Below are 14006 nucleotides of genomic sequence, written 5' to 3' on the forward strand. Positions count from 1 at the left end.
GAGTCGAGGCATAGACCCCTATCCGACCAGTTATGCGGGTCCGCCGACGGAGTTGTCGGTTTCCGGCTCCCGGGTTCCTGTTTCCTTTCGGCTGTCGGCCTTCGCTTGTTGGATCCTCCTGCTCCCGCTGAGGAATTGGGCCTTCCTTGCGGTCGGCTTACCCGACGGACTTGTCGTCGGGACCTTATCGGGGTTGTCGTGTTCCGCATGAGTGAGATGTGACCGGGTTGGGTGTCCTCTGAACCCCGGGGACGGCGGTGTGCTCCCGAGTGGCGAGCACTGTCCACTCGGCGCCTGCCGCTTTCCTGCGGCCAGTCCCTATCACCCGCTGGTACTACCCATCGACGGGAGTTTGCTTGACGAGGCATCATCGAGGATTCATTTGCATTCACCCGTCCGCTCTTCCCCAGCCTGTAACCCCCGGATGGAACGGAGGTCCTTGGGCCTCGACCTCAGGCTTCGCACCCCGCAGTTACCCGCGACGCACGCTGAGGCGGGGACAGACCCTGCACACGGGCCTGGGCCCTACACCTTCGACATCAGTCGAACCTCCTCGGTGACGAACCACTCAACTCAAGCGACCTCACGTCGCAAGTGCTCATGGCAACAACATTGGATTCCTGCACACGGCCCCCGCGTCCGACTGACTATCGGGCTCACTCGCACCAAGTAGAAACGACGTCCTCCGGACGGGCACCCGCCCCATTTTCCCGGCCCCGGGGTGAGGCCGACAGGCCTCGGGATGACTGACTAGGAACGGTCCCCTCCGCCCCCCTGGGGGTGACGGCCGTGGCGGGCAGCGCGACCAGCGTGCACGTGATGTGGAACCAGGTGGCCGGGGGCCCGGACATCACCGCGTACGAGGTCTACCGCGGCTCTGCCGAGGTGCAGGAGGTGCCGGGCGCCGAGCACATGGTGGACGTCACCCGGCTCGACCCCGCGACGTCCTACCTCTTCACGGTACGGGCGCGGAGCGCCGACGGCGCCGTCGGTCCGGCGAGCCACGCGGTCCGTGCCACCACCCCCGCCGCGGTCACCGCCGACGAGCGGCCGCCGTCCCGCCCCGGACGCCCGTCCGGCAAGGCCGTCGGCAGCCGGGCGGTCCAGCTGGCCTGGAGCCGGTCGACGGACGACCGCAGGGTGATCTCGTACGACATCTACCAGGGCGGCTCGAAGATCCACAGTGTGGGCGGCGCGCAGACGGCGACCGTGGTCACCGGGCTGCGGCCAGGGGCCCGCTACTCGTTCACGGTGCGCGCCCGGGACGCGGCCGACAACCTCTCACCGGCGAGCGAGGCGATACGGCTGACCACACCGGCCGGTGCCGGCGACGGGCGGGGCACCGCGCCCGCCCGGTTCCGTGCCACGACCCACCGCGCCGGAGGGGCGTACTACCTGGACCTGGCCTGGGTCCCGCCGCGGGTGGACGGTCTCGTCACCGAGTACCGGATCGACCTGGACGGACAGCCCGCCACCTCGCTCGTCTGGGGCGGAACAGCGCCGCGCGCCGAGGCGACGTACAGATTCTAAGTGGGCCGGGAGGCAGGCGTGACGTACCGGGTGCGGATCCGGGCGAAGCTGCCGGACGGCACCTGGGGCGGCTACTCGGCGGAGCGGACGGTGACGACGGCCGGTTGACGCGATCCGGTCGCCCTCCGGTCAGCGTCTTCCGGTCACCGCTTTTCGTGCCCGGACAGCTGCCCGAACTCCTCCAGGGCATGGGCCAGCCACTGGATCCAGAAGGTCTCGACCTCGATGCCCGCTCGCAGCACAAGGTGCTGGAGGCGGTCCTGTTCCGAGTCCTTTCCGGGCCCGAAGTCACGTCGCTCGATGTCCTGGTACTCCGCCAACTGCTGCTGGTGCAAGGCGAGATGGCGGCGCAGATCCGCCTCGATGCCCTCGGTTCCGACGACGGCGGCCGCCCGCAGCCGCAGCAGCAGCACATCGCGCATCGGCCTCGGGTCCTGTGGCGCCGCCGCCCAGCGCTCGAGTTCGGCGCGGCCTGCGGGCAGGACCTCGTAGGCCTTCTTCTGTCCGCGGGCCGGCTGTTCGGTGGGCAGGGCCCGGATCAGTCCGTCACTCTCCAGCCGCCCCAGCTCCCGGTAGATCTGCTGGTGAGTCGCCGACCAGAAGTAGCCGATCGACCGGTCGAACCGCCGGGTCAGCTCCAGTCCGGACGACGGCTTCTCCAGCAGGGCGGTCAGGATCGCGTGCGGGAGTGACATGGGGTCATCCTAAGGAGGCCGCGCGACGCTCCTAAAGAGATATCCCGTAAAGCGGCTCGGCGCGTGCCTTGCCGACCCTGGGGTTTCAGTTACCTGATGTCGAGCTTGAGGTTGTGGAGCGCGGCGACGCCGGCGACGGCGTGATTGACGGCGCCGCCGCGGCGGCGGCATTGTCGCAGAATTTGGTGGTCTTTGAGGCGAGCGAGGGTGTGTTCAGCTACGGCTCGCCGTTTCCGGAACCGTTTGTAGTTTCTGTCTCTGACGATGCGGCCGTCTGGTCCGCGGCGCGGTGACCTGATTTGGTCGTAGCCGCGGTAGCCGCCGTCGCCGGAGAGCCGCGGGTGGTCGGGCAGACTTTGGTCGAGGGTTTCTCTGAAGACGACCACGTCGTTCCGGTTCCCTGGCCATGCGTCGCAAACAGCGCCGGCGCGTCTGTTACGGGCCCGGCAGACGACCTGCACGTTCACACTGCGCCGGTAGTTCTTGCTTTTCGCCGTGCGGGACTGATCGTGGACGGGGATGAGCGTGCCGTCGACGACCCACAACTCCCGCCGGTCAGCCGGGGGCGGCCCCAGAAGTTCCGCGAGGTGCCGTGCGGGGCGGGAAATCACCCGGTGCACGGTGAGTCGGTGGTTGCGAACAGTGACGCCAGCTGCTGCATGCTGAGGTTGGTCCGGTAGGCGAGGACAAGCAGCGGGACCCGGTCAGGAAACGGCAACGCCCAATGCCGGGTCGGCATCTGGTTTGCGCTCCCGCATCTGGCCGACGAGATGATGCATCTGCCGCCCGGTGAGCCCGGTCCAGGCGCGCAGCTCAATACTCGTGCAGCGGGCCAGACTCAGACGCATGCGGGCATCGTAGAACCCAAACGCGGCCTTCCGTTGTCCAGGCGTTGTCAGTGGGCGCAGGTAGCTTTGGCCTTGCTTGCCGAAGCTGCCAAATTCCGCACTGAATCTCGCCGTTGCCGTGAACAAAAGGAGGTGGGATGCCGTGAGTACCGACCTGCTTGCTGCGGTACCTGCCCCTGACGCGTCTACCCGCAGGTTCCGTGGGAAGAACAAAGGCAAGCGGTGGACGCGTGGCGACGACACCAAGCTCGCGGTGATCCGGCTGCCGCTCGATGTGAGCCGGCTCGACAGCCAGTCGCGAGTAGAGCAGCTGTTCTCGGCGATGTGGTCGGTGAAGCGTGCACTTCAGCGCGATGCCCGGGACGTGGTCGACGCGTACTGGGCCGGCGATGTACGTCGGGAAGTCGAGGCGAAGGCGTGGCGGACCGGGCTGGGCCTGTCCCGTGACGGCATGGAACGCCGCGGATACCGTCACATGGAACGCTCCCGGCACCTCGGCCAGCACGTCACCAAAGCTCTGGTGATGCACCAGGCCGACGAGGTGTGGGAAGGCATCAACCGCCACCTGTTCCCCGATACGTCCGGGCGCCGGTTCGGAGGGCCGAAGCCGGGCACCTGGTGGGACTACACCCGCATCCCGGGCAGGGCACGTTCCCACACCACCGCCCGTAAGTGGGAGACGTTTCGGCTGCACGGCACTCTTGCCGGGCACCTGGACGCCTACCGGCACTGGGACCTCGACCCGGCCGTGACTTTTCCGGAATAGGCAGCCGGGCTGCCGCCGAAGACGAGTGTTCTCGCGCAGCCGCGGCTCCTGCCCGTTCCCGTACGGCCCTCACGGGTCGAAACCGGCAAGGTCACCACGAAGGGAAAGCCAAAGACACGTGCCGCGAACTGGTGGGACCACACCGGACCTCTCGCCCTGGTGTTCACCGGCGGCGCCGACTCGGAGCGAGGCGACCTCGTCCTCCCGGTCCGGCTGCCTTCCGGGGCCGGCCGCTGGCCGCGGCTGGTCCATTTCTTGAACAACCCAGAAACCTGGCACAAGGTCGACCTCGTCCGCCGCCGTGATGCCAGTGCGCCCGGTGGGTGGGCATACGAAGCGCACCTGATGGTCCTCACCAGCGGCTACGCATCCCCGGTAACGAAGGCCAGGCGGGCTGCCGCAGCCAACCTGGACCGGGTCGGAGGGATCGACGGCAACGTCTCCAACCTGTGCGTCGTCTCCTTCCCGGACACCTTCGACCCCGCCGCCAGAGAAGTGAGCTCGGCCAGGGTCGAGCTCACCAATGACGAGCTGGCCGCACTGGAAAAGGCCCGCCGCAAGGAGCGCGGCCGCAAACGTGCCCTCGACCGCTCCCGCCGCTCCACCAACCCCGCCCAGTACACGCCGTCAAAACGCCAGCAGGACCGCGCAGCCCGACGTGAAGCCGCCGACCTGCCCGAACGGCAGGTCCAGACCCCCGGCGGTGCGCGGGCGGCGAACAAGGCCGGAGTACCGAAACAGGCATACCGCCGGGACACCCTCTCGGCCGGCTACCGCTTCAACCGCGCCCGAGTTGCCGAGGCCGCAGCCACCGCGGCCGCCGCGAAAGACCACCGGGCCCGGCGGATAGCCGAACGGATCGTCGCCGAACACGGCGCCAACCTGGTCGTCGAGGACTGCGACATCCGCACCTGGTACCGGCTGTGGGGCAAGACTCTGCAGGCCACCACACCAGGGCGGCTCATCGCCGCGATCGGCACGGAGTGCGAGAAGACCGACGGCCGCCTGCTGCGCGCGTCGACCGTCAACACGAAGCTGTCGCAGACCTGCCTGTGCGGCGCTGAAGTGCGGAAAACCCTCGCCGACCGGGTCCACCGATGCACCTCCTGCGGCCTGATCGCCGACCGCGACATGGTCTCCGCCGCACTCGCCGCGCACGTCCGGCTCACCGACCCTGACGACCCCAGCACCGCGGGCCTGGACACCGTCCAAGCCCGCACCACACAGATCTTGTTCTCACCAGGGCTGCAAGAAGTCCTGTCGAGTCAACCGCAGCGAGGTGCCCGCCCCAGCAGGGACCGCACCCCCGCGGCAGCCCACGGTCCGGGAATCTCCGGCCAGCGGGCCTCTGCTCGACGAAACACCCCCGACCGGTACCGGCCTACCCCGAATGAGACCCGACCCGCCCATCAGCGGCACAAGGACCACGTCGGAACAGCCGCCCGCGCAGGAAACGCCGCAGCCCGCGGCGAAATCCCCACGCGGAAACTGATCGGGTGGCATCCCATCAGGGGATGACTCTTATAGCGCCGCCGCAACCTCCGTGCCCTGCTTGATCGCCTGCTTGGCGTCCAGCTCGGCCGCCACGTCGGCGCCGCCGATCAGGTGCGGCGTCCGGCCGGCGGCCAGCAGTTCCTCGTACAGGTCGCGGCGGGGCTCCTGTCCGGTGCACAACACCACCGTGTCGACCTCCAGGACCCGGCTCTCGCCGTCCACGGTGATGTGCAGCCCGGCGTCGTCGATCCGGTCGTAGCGCACGCCCGGGACCATGGTCACGCCGCGGTGCTTCAGCTCGGTGCGGTGGATCCAGCCGGTGGTCTTGCCGAGCCCGGCGCCGACCTTGGTGGTCTTGCGCTGCAGGAGGTGGACGGTGCGTGACGGGGCGGGCCGGTCGGGCGCGGCGAGGCCGCCGGGGGCGCGGTAGTCCATGTCGACGCCCCAGTGGCGGAAGTACGTCGCGGGGTCCTCGCTCGCCTTCTCCCCGCCGTCGGTGAGGTACTCGGCGACGTCGAAGCCGATGCCGCCCGCGCCGAGGACGGCGACCCGTTCGCCGACGTGGGCGCCGTCGCGCAGCACGTCGAGGTAGCCGACGACGCTCGGGTGGTCGATGCCGGGGATCTCGGGGGTGCGGGGCGTGACGCCGGTCGCGACGACGATCTCGTCGTGGTCTTCGAGGTCGGCGGCGGCCACGCGGGTGTTCAGCTGGACGTCCACGCCGTGCGACTCGAGCTGGGTGCGGAAGTAGCGCAGCGTCTCGTCGAACTCTTGCTTGCCGGGCACCTTCCGGGCGATGTTGAGCTGGCCGCCGATCTCGTCCGCGGCGTCGTAGAGCGTGACGTCGTGGCCTCGTTCGGCGGCGGAGACGGCGCAGGCGAGCCCGGCGGGGCCGGCGCCCACGACGGCGACGCGCTTGCGCAGCCGGGTCGGGGACAGCACCAGCTCCGTCTCGTGGCAGGCGCGGGGGTTGACCAGGCACGAGGTGATCTTGCCGCTGAAGGTGTGGTCGAGACAGGCCTGGTTGCAGCCGATGCAGGTGTTGATGGCCTCGGGGCGTCCCGCCTCGGCCTTGGCGACGAAGTCCGGGTCGGCCAGCATCGGACGGGCCAGCGACACCATGTCCGCGCATCCGTCGGCGAGCAACTGCTCTGCCAGCTCGGGGGTGTTGATGCGGTTGGTCGTCACCAGGGGGACGGACACGGCACCCATGAGCTTCTTGGTCACCCAGGTGTAGGCGCCGCGCGGCACGGAGGTCGCGATGGTCGGGATTCGGGCCTCGTGCCAGCCGATCCCGGTGTTGATGATCGTCGCGCCCGCGGCCTCGACGGCCTTGGCGAGTGTGACGACCTCGTCGAGTGAGGAGCCGCCGGGAACGAGGTCCAGCATGGACAGCCGGTAGACCACGATGAAGTCTTCGCCGACCGCCTCGCGGGTCCGGCGCACGATCTCCAGGGGGAACCGCATCCGGTTCTCGTACGAGCCGCCCCAGCGGTCCTCGCGCTGGTTGGTCTGCGCCGCGATGAACTCGTTGATGAGGTAGCCCTCGGAGCCCATGATCTCGACGCCGTCGTACCCGGCCTGCCGGGCCAGTCGTGCCGCGCGCGTGTAGTCGTCGATGGTCTGCTCGACCTCGGCGTCGGTGAGTGCGTGCGGCACGAACGGGCTGATCGGGGCCTGGATGGCGCTGGGCGCGACAAGGTCCTGGTGGTAGGCGTACCGGCCGAAGTGGAGTATCTGCATCGCGATCCTGCCGCCTTCGCGGTGCACGGCCCCGGTGACGACGGAGTGCTGCTCGGCCTCCGCCTCGGTGGTGAGTTTGGCACCGCCCTCATAGGGGCGTCCGGCCTCGTTGGGCGCGATGCCTCCGGTGACGATGAGCCCCACTCCCCCGCGCGCCCGGGCGGCGTAGAAGGCGGCCATGCGCTCGAAGCCGCGCTCCGCCTCCTCCAGGCCCACATGCATCGAGCCCATGAGCACGCGGTTGGGCAGGGTGGTGAAGCCCAGGTCGAGCGGGGTCAGCAGATGCGGGTAGCGGCTCATCGGGCCCTCCGTACGGCGTGTCGTTCCTCCGTTGTAGAGGACGACCGCCCCATTGTGCAACTAGTTGCACAATGGGGCCGGAGGGCGGCGCCGGTCCGCTTCCCCGTCACCGGGCGGCCGGGCGGCGCAACGGGGTCCGCTATCGCTTCACGCCGATCAGCACGGTGGCGTACAGCTCCTCCGAGGTGGAGAGCCGCACGTCGAGCCCGCCCCGGGTGAACGCATCGAGGGCCGCGGGCACCTGGCCCTCGCTCGTCTCGACCAGCAGGAAGCCGCCGGGGGCCAGCCACCTGGACGCCTCGGCGGTGACCCGGCGCAAGACGTCCAGGCCGTCGAAGCCGCCGTCGAGGGCGACGAGCGGCTCGTGGTCACGGGCCTCGGACGGCAGCAGCGCCACCTCTTCGGTCGGCACATAGGGGACGTTCGCGGTCAGGATGTCGACGCGCCCGCGCAGCCCGTCCGGGAGCGCCGCGAACAGGTCCCCCTCGTGCACCCGGCCGCCGTATGGGGCGAGATTGCGGCGGGCGCAGCGCACGGCGACCGGATCGATGTCCGCGGCGTGCAGTTCGGGACCGTCGAGCGCCGCGGCGAGCGCGGCGCCGAGCGCGCCCGAGCCGCAGCACAGGTCCACCACCAGGGCGGCGCCGCGCCCGAGTGCGACGGCCTGGTCGACGAGGAACTCGGTGCGGCGGCGGGGCACGAAGACGCCCGGCTCCACGGCGACCCGCAGTCCGTGGAACTCGGCCCAGCCGAGGACCAGTTCGAGGGGCAGACCCGCGACGCGCCGGTCGACCATGGCGGCGGCCTCGTCGGGAGTGCGGGCGGTGGCGAGAATCAACTCGGCCTCGTCCTCGGCGAAGACACAGCCGGCGGAACGGAGCGTGAGAACAACGTGGGGGAGCGAAAGTGGTGGCATGGAGCCGGGAAGCCTTCCGGTTGACCGAAGGGCACCCTCGCGGTCACCTACCGGCGGTGATCCGCGCTGTCGTGAGGCGAGAGCACCCGAGCCGACGCAGCGGTAATGGGTCTCACCTCCTCGGCCACGACCGGCCGGGGCGATCCGGGCCGGGACGATCACCTTAGCAGGAGGGACTGCGCTGCCGACGGGTTCCTTCCGCCCAGGCGGACTCCTGCACCCCCTCCTTCGAGTTGTACAGTGCAACTTGAAGTGCGAGGAGGTCCCGTGAAGGCAGCCCAGAGCTCCGGCGAGACCACCGCCGCGGACCGCGGCGCCGGTTCGGGCGGGGCTGAAGTGGCCCTGGAGGCCATTCACCGCGAGATGACGGCGTTCGCCCGCCGCGCCCGCGCCTCGGCGGGACGGATGCATCCGGAACTGTCGCTGGTCTCGTACACGTTGCTCGGGCACCTGGAGGAGAGCGGCGGCTGCCGCGCCACCGACCTGGCCGCGCACTACGCGCTCGACAAGTCCACCGTCAGCCGGCAGGTCGCCGCGCTGGAACGGGCCGGACTGATCGGGCGGCAGCCCGACCCGGACGACCACCGGGTGCAGGTGCTGCGTCTGACCGACGCGGGGACGCGGATCCTGGCGCAGGTCACCGAGAGCCGCCGCGAGGCCTTCCGGGAACGCCTCGCGGGCTGGCCGGAGGCGGACCTGGAACGCTTCGCGACGTATCTGACGCGGTACAACAAGGCGGCGGGCACTGTAGTGGACGGACCGTCCGCGAAACCGGCCGGCTGACCGGCGCTCCGCGGGCGGGCGGACTCTTCGGCGCGCTGCCGGTCCCCTCCTCAGATCCCCACGGCCTGCTCGTCCCCCGCGTGCTGCGGAACCCGCGCCGAGAGGAACTTGGTGGCGCGGCGCAGCCGGAAGCCGAGGGACTCGTAGAGCCGGATGGCGTCCGTGTTGCCCGCGCCGGTGTGCAGGAACGGGGTCTCGCCGCGCTCGCGGATGCCGTGCGCGACCGCCAGGATCAGCCGGGTGGCCAGCCCCTGGCCCCGGAATTCAGGGGCGGTGCACACGGCGCTTATCTCCGTCCAGCCCGGCGGGTGCAGCCGCTCGCCCGCCATGGCGACCAGGGCGCCGTCCCGCCGGATACCGAGGTAGGTGCCCAGTTCGATGGTGCGCGGCAGAAACGGGCCTGGCCGGGTGCGCTCCACCAGGTCCAGCATCTCGGGCACGTCGGCCGGGGTGAGCCGTACGGCCTCCGGATCGGGCGCGGCGGCGAGTCCGTCGTCGACGAGCTGTACTCCGTCGACGGCGAAGGTGATCTCCCAGCCCGCCGGGAGCTGCCCGCGGAAACCGGGGATCGGGGCCTCCGCGCCGGGGCCCGCGAGCGCCGCGAGGTCGGCCCAGTCGTCGGCGTCGGGCTCATCGGGCAGGCCCACCCAGGGTGACACGTCGTGCAGGTAGCGCAGGACGCGGCCGCGGCGCTCGGCGAAGTGGGCGTGCGGGCCGGTCAGCGAGGCGAGCGCGGGGTTGTCGAGGACGTGCCGCTCCGTACTCATTCGGCGACCTCGATCACGACCTTGCCGCGGACGTGACCGTCCTCGACGGCGCGCAGCGCCTCACCGGCCCGTTCGAGCGGGAAGGTCAGGGTGACGTACGGCATCAGCTCCCCGTCGCCCACCATGCGCGCCAGTTCCTCGAGCACGGACGCGGTCCGGGCCCGGGCGACACGCGCGCCGCCCAGCCGCTCCACCTCCTGGGCCGGTGCCCCGGCGGTGATCAGTTTCGAACGGTCGGCCGTCAGGGTCGCAGCCTCTGCCAGCACATCGCCGCCGACCAGGTCGAACACACCGTCGACGCCGTCGGGAGCGGCCGCCCGCACCCGCGACGCCAGGTCCGGACCCGGTGGGACGTGCACGGCGCCGAGCTGCTCCACGAAGTCCTTCTTGCCCTCGCTCGCCGTGCCGATCACGCGCAGCCCGAGAGCGCGGGCGATCTGCAGGGCGGCGACACCCACTCCCCCGCCGGCGCCGGTGACCAGCAAGGTCGCGCCCCGGGGCAGGCCGAGCTGGCGGATCCCGTCGTACGCGGTGGCGGCGGCGACCGGCAGGACTGCCGCGTCCGCGAAGGGCAGCCCGTCCGGCACCTGCGCGGTCACCGCGGCCTGGAGCAGGGCGTACTCGGCGTAGCCGCCGGCCACGGTGTTGCCGAAGACCGCGTCACCGACGGCGAAGCCGGTCACGCCCTCGCCCACCTCCTTCACGACGCCTGCGGCCTCGCTGCCGAACACCAGCGGGAACGCGGGTGAGCCCGTCTCGCCGGGACGGCGGTAGCCCGAGCGCAGCTTCCAGTCGATCGGGTTGACGCCCGCCGCGCGGACCGCCACAAGCAGTTGTCCCGGGCCCGGGCTCGGCCGGTCCACCTCGATGAACGCCTCGGTCTCCGGACCGCCGTACCGCGTGTACGCGTACGCCTTGGGCATGTCCCGTCTCACTCTCCTTCGCTGTCGCCGGACCACCCGTCGCGGAAGCCACCGATGCCGGCCACTACACGGCAAGGAAGATCACGGACCGGCTATTCCCGGGCCTGCGGAGAGTTCATACGTCCGCAATGTTCCGGCTCGACGGGACGGGAAGCAGGGCACCCGGGTGCGCGCGGGAATCGATCACACACGGCTGCGGGCCTGGTCGGGACGGTTCGGAGACACGCTTCGTGCTCGAACGCCCCGGCCGACACGGGCCCGGGTTTCGGGGCCAAATGGCCGGGAACCTCGCCCGGGAGGAGAATTGGCGTAAAAGCCGTTTCATGTCGGAAGCATCCCGGGCCGCGTACGCACGCGGCCCTGAGCGGCCGTCCGTCGCCCGGAGGCCGGCGGACACGGCCGGTACACGGCATGACCCGGTCCCGGGCGCGGGAGGCGCCCGGACCGACGCCGTGCGGGTGCGGACCGGGGTGTCTGACGGCCCGGCCCCGGGTGGCGGGCGATTCGCCGCGCCGCCGTCGGCGGTGTCCCGCCGAGGGGTTCTTCGTTGCCAGGGGCGGGGACGCGGGTGCCAGAGGCCCGCGCGGGGAACGCCGGGCCCTCCACGAGCGGGACGTGGCGGCAAGGAGGTCGACATGCGAACCCGGGTGCGCGGCTGGCGCTGGCGACGCAATCCGCTGCGCCGCCGGTCCGATGTGATCGAGGCGTGGACGGCCCTGCTCGTCGCCGTACTGCTGTGCGTCGGGGCGCCGCTCGCCGGTACGGTCGCGGCCTGGACGGCGTACGACGACGCGCACTCGACCCAGGTGAGCCAGCGCGCCCAGCGCCATCAGGTGTCCGCGGTGCTCGTCGAGGACGCCCCGAGCGCTGCTCCCTCGACGCAGGGCACCAGGCAGCCCCTGTACGACGTGAAGGTGCGCTGGAAGGAACCCGGCAGGGGCACGCGCACCACGGTGGCCCAGGTCCCCGCAGGCTCGCGGCGCGGCGAACGGACCGATGTGTGGCTGGACGCCAGGGACCATGGCGTCGCCGCCCCGCCGAGTGACGCGGCGGTGTGGCAGCACGCCCTGACGTCGGGTGTCTGGGCCGCGGGCGGAGCAGCCGGAGCCGTCCTCCTGGCCCGCGCCGTGAACCGCCGGGTCGCCGAACGCCACCGCATGGCGGAGTGGGAGGCCGAGTGGGCCCGGACGGGTCCCGACTGGGGGCGGCGCACGGCATGACGGGCCTTGCCCCTCCCGGGGCGCGATCAAGGTCTGGCGTGGGCTGCCGCGACGACCGTACGGTGTGATCATCTCGATCATCCGTGCTCCTGTCGTCAAAGGTGGTTCCTCATGGCCCTGTTCGACCTGCCGCCCGACGAACTCCGGGCATACCGCAGCGTCTCGGTCGAACCGGCTGACTTCGACGCGTTCTGGACGAAGACGCTGCAGGAGGCCCGCGAGCACGAACTGGACGCCCGCTTCGAGCCGGTCGACACCGGTCTCAAGACGCTCCAGGTGTACGACGTGACGTTCGCCGGGTTCGGCGGCCATCCGGTCAAGGGCTGGCTGACCGTTCCGGCATCCGTGGACGGGCCGCTGCCCACGGTGGTGGAGTTCGTCGGCTACGGCGGTGGACGCGGCCTTCCGCATGTGCATCTGCTGTGGGCATCGGCGGGCTTCGCGCACTTCGTGATGGACACACGGGGGCAGGGCAGCACATGGGGCGGCGGCGGGACGCCCGACCCGGTGGGCAGCGCCCCGGCCTTTCCCGGGTTCATGACGCGCGGCGTCGAGGACCCGGAGACGTACTACTACCGCCGGCTGTTCACGGACGGTGTGCGTGCCGTCGAGGCGGCGCGTGCGCACCCGTTGACCGACGCCTCCCGTACCGCGGCCGTCGGGATCAGCCAGGGCGGCGGCATCACGCTCGCGGTCGGCGGTCTCGTACCGGATCTGGTGGCGGTCGCCCCGGACGTGCCCTTCCTGTGCGACTTCCCGCGCGCCACGACGCTCACGGACCGGCAGCCGTACCGGGAGATCGGCAACTACCTCAAGACCCACCGCGGCCGCACCGAGCGGGTGATGCGGACGCTGTCGTACTTCGACGGTGTGCACTTCGCCGCCCGCGGCCGGGCTCCCGCGCTGTTCTCGGCCGCGCTGGAGGACCAGACCTGCCCCCCGTCCACGGTGTTCGCCGCCTTCAACGCGTGGGCGCACGACGACAAGAAGGTCGAGGTCTACGACTTCAACGACCACGAGGGCGGTGGCCCCTACCAGGAAGCGGTCAAACTGCGCTGGCTGGCGGCCCGTTTCTGACGAGCCGCGAGGAGACGCCGAGCCGGGCCCGTCCACGGGACCTGGGGCACACCCGTGGTGAACGTCGCGGGTCCTGCGGGGCGCCACGGGCCGGATTCGGCCGATCTCCCGGACCGCCCTTCCCTGGTGGTTTAGACCAATGCTAGATCTGGTCGCGCACTGATCCCGCACGGCTACGTCTTGTCACCAGGAGGCGCGGACATGGCCCGCTCCACCCGACCCGACCACCCTCGACCCCGCCCGCAGGAGGAGCCGCTCTACTGGCGGATCGCCACCCAGCTGCTCGGCGAGTTGCGCGACGGTGTCATCCCGCCGGGCGAACGACTCCCCGGCGAACGGCAGTTGGCGGCGCACTTCGGCGTCAGCCGGGAGACCGTACGCCAGGCCCTGCAGATGCTGCGCCGCGGAGGGCTGGTCGCCACGGACCGGCGCGGCAGTCACGCGGTGCTGTCCGGCGCCACGGCCGACCACGTCCCCTCGCTGGCGTTCCCGGTGGGGGCGCAGGACGCGGATCCCGCCCGGGCGACCGTCAGCTGGGAGGTCCCCTGCCCCGAGCACGCCCGGGCGCTCGGCCTCGCGCCCCGGCGGCCCACCCTCGTGCACCGGTACGCGTCGGCGGCGGCGGACGGTTCCGGGACACGGTCGGCCGTCACCTCGTTCTCCCCGGTCGCGGTCACCGAGGTGCCGGAGCTGGCCCGCTACCGCGACCGGGCGGACGGGCGGGCCGCCGCCGAGCTGTGGCGCGCCTACGACTGGATGCGCACGGCGGGACTGACCCTGCACCACCGCGACGCGATCACCCCGCTGCCGCCGTCCGTGCGGGTGACACGCCATGTGCACGACCAGTGGGACCGGCCGCTGGAGATCACCGAACTCGTGGTGGAGGCCCAACGCGATGCCCTGGTCTACGAGTTCACGCTGCCGGCGGCCGGCTGACCGCACGG

13 protein-coding genes and 1 pseudogene are annotated in these 14006 nt (G+C 71.2%); 7 read left to right on the forward strand and 7 right to left on the reverse strand.

The features are described from left to right. Positions 1–753 precede the first annotated feature (753 nt). Positions 754–1638: pseudogene (locus tag ACQEXA_RS08230) on the forward strand (fibronectin type III domain-containing protein); the annotation flags it as partial. Between the two features lie 35 nt (positions 1639–1673). Here the strand turns inward: ACQEXA_RS08230 and ACQEXA_RS08235 are convergent. From ACQEXA_RS08235 to ACQEXA_RS08245, 3 genes are all read right to left on the reverse strand, one after another. Further along, positions 1674–2225 carry a PadR family transcriptional regulator gene (locus ACQEXA_RS08235; RefSeq protein WP_433129240.1) on the reverse strand — a complete coding sequence of 184 codons (552 nt, stop codon included), beginning with the start codon at positions 2223–2225 and terminating at the stop codon, positions 1674–1676. A gap of 89 nt (positions 2226–2314) precedes the next feature. Beyond that, on the reverse strand, positions 2315–2845 hold the full coding sequence (locus tag ACQEXA_RS08240) for a transposase (protein ID WP_433129242.1): 531 nt from the start codon (positions 2843–2845) through the stop codon (positions 2315–2317). Positions 2846–2929: 84 nt separating this feature from the next. After that, the gene (locus ACQEXA_RS08245) at positions 2930–3073 is read right to left on the reverse strand and encodes a hypothetical protein (RefSeq protein ID WP_433129244.1); all 144 of its coding nucleotides are present in this window, start codon (positions 3071–3073) and stop codon (positions 2930–2932) included. Positions 3074–3215: 142 nt separating this feature from the next. Between ACQEXA_RS08245 and ACQEXA_RS08250 the strand changes: the two genes are divergently transcribed. Further along, positions 3216–3839, forward strand: a complete 624-nt coding sequence (locus ACQEXA_RS08250; protein ID WP_432935625.1) for a hypothetical protein — start codon at positions 3216–3218, stop codon at positions 3837–3839. A gap of 255 nt (positions 3840–4094) precedes the next feature. Next, the gene (locus ACQEXA_RS08255) at positions 4095–5357 is read left to right on the forward strand and encodes a zinc ribbon domain-containing protein (RefSeq protein ID WP_433129246.1); all 1263 of its coding nucleotides are present in this window, start codon (positions 4095–4097) and stop codon (positions 5355–5357) included. Between the two features lie 3 nt (positions 5358–5360). Here the strand turns inward: ACQEXA_RS08255 and ACQEXA_RS08260 are convergent, their stop codons facing one another. Together ACQEXA_RS08260 and ACQEXA_RS08265 are read right to left on the reverse strand one after the other, a co-directional pair. After that, the gene (locus tag ACQEXA_RS08260) at positions 5361–7376 is read right to left on the reverse strand and encodes an FAD-dependent oxidoreductase (protein WP_432935621.1); all 2016 of its coding nucleotides are present in this window, start codon (positions 7374–7376) and stop codon (positions 5361–5363) included. A 139-nt stretch (positions 7377–7515) separates the two neighbouring features. Then, a complete protein-coding gene (locus ACQEXA_RS08265) occupies positions 7516–8292 on the reverse strand; it encodes a putative protein N(5)-glutamine methyltransferase (RefSeq protein ID WP_432935619.1) in 777 nt (258 codons plus the stop codon). Positions 8293–8655: 363 nt separating this feature from the next. On the opposite strand from ACQEXA_RS08265, the gene ACQEXA_RS08270 reads away from it, so the two are divergent. Beyond that, on the forward strand, positions 8656–9075 hold the full coding sequence (locus ACQEXA_RS08270; protein WP_432939819.1) for a MarR family winged helix-turn-helix transcriptional regulator: 420 nt from the start codon (positions 8656–8658) through the stop codon (positions 9073–9075). A gap of 50 nt (positions 9076–9125) precedes the next feature. On the opposite strand, the gene ACQEXA_RS08275 is transcribed toward ACQEXA_RS08270, so the two are convergent. Both ACQEXA_RS08275 and ACQEXA_RS08280 read right to left on the reverse strand, forming a co-directional pair. Then, positions 9126–9842 carry a GNAT family N-acetyltransferase gene (locus ACQEXA_RS08275; protein WP_432935618.1) on the reverse strand — a complete coding sequence of 239 codons (717 nt, stop codon included), beginning with the start codon at positions 9840–9842 and terminating at the stop codon, positions 9126–9128. Beyond that, entirely contained in the window at positions 9839–10765 is a 927-nt protein-coding gene (locus ACQEXA_RS08280; RefSeq protein ID WP_432935616.1) for an NADP-dependent oxidoreductase, read from the reverse strand. Before ACQEXA_RS08280 ends, ACQEXA_RS08275 begins: the two co-directional genes overlap by 4 nt. A gap of 635 nt (positions 10766–11400) precedes the next feature. On the opposite strand from ACQEXA_RS08280, the gene ACQEXA_RS08285 reads away from it, so the two are divergent. From ACQEXA_RS08285 to ACQEXA_RS08295, 3 genes are all read left to right on the forward strand, one after another. Beyond that, positions 11401–11985 (forward strand): Rv1733c family protein, encoded by a 585-nt coding sequence (locus ACQEXA_RS08285; protein WP_432935614.1) that lies wholly within the window; start codon positions 11401–11403, stop codon positions 11983–11985. A 111-nt stretch (positions 11986–12096) separates the two neighbouring features. After that, entirely contained in the window at positions 12097–13062 is a 966-nt protein-coding gene (locus tag ACQEXA_RS08290; RefSeq protein ID WP_432935612.1) for an acetylxylan esterase, read from the forward strand. A 201-nt stretch (positions 13063–13263) separates the two neighbouring features. Next, complete coding sequence (locus tag ACQEXA_RS08295; protein WP_432935610.1) at positions 13264–13998, forward strand: GntR family transcriptional regulator; 735 nt, start codon at positions 13264–13266, stop codon at positions 13996–13998. The last annotated feature ends 8 nt before the right edge of the window (positions 13999–14006 follow it).

The sequence above is a fragment of the Streptomyces sp. CA-106110 genome, assembly GCF_050936285.1.
In the GTDB taxonomy this organism is placed as follows: domain Bacteria; phylum Actinomycetota; class Actinomycetes; order Streptomycetales; family Streptomycetaceae; genus Streptomyces.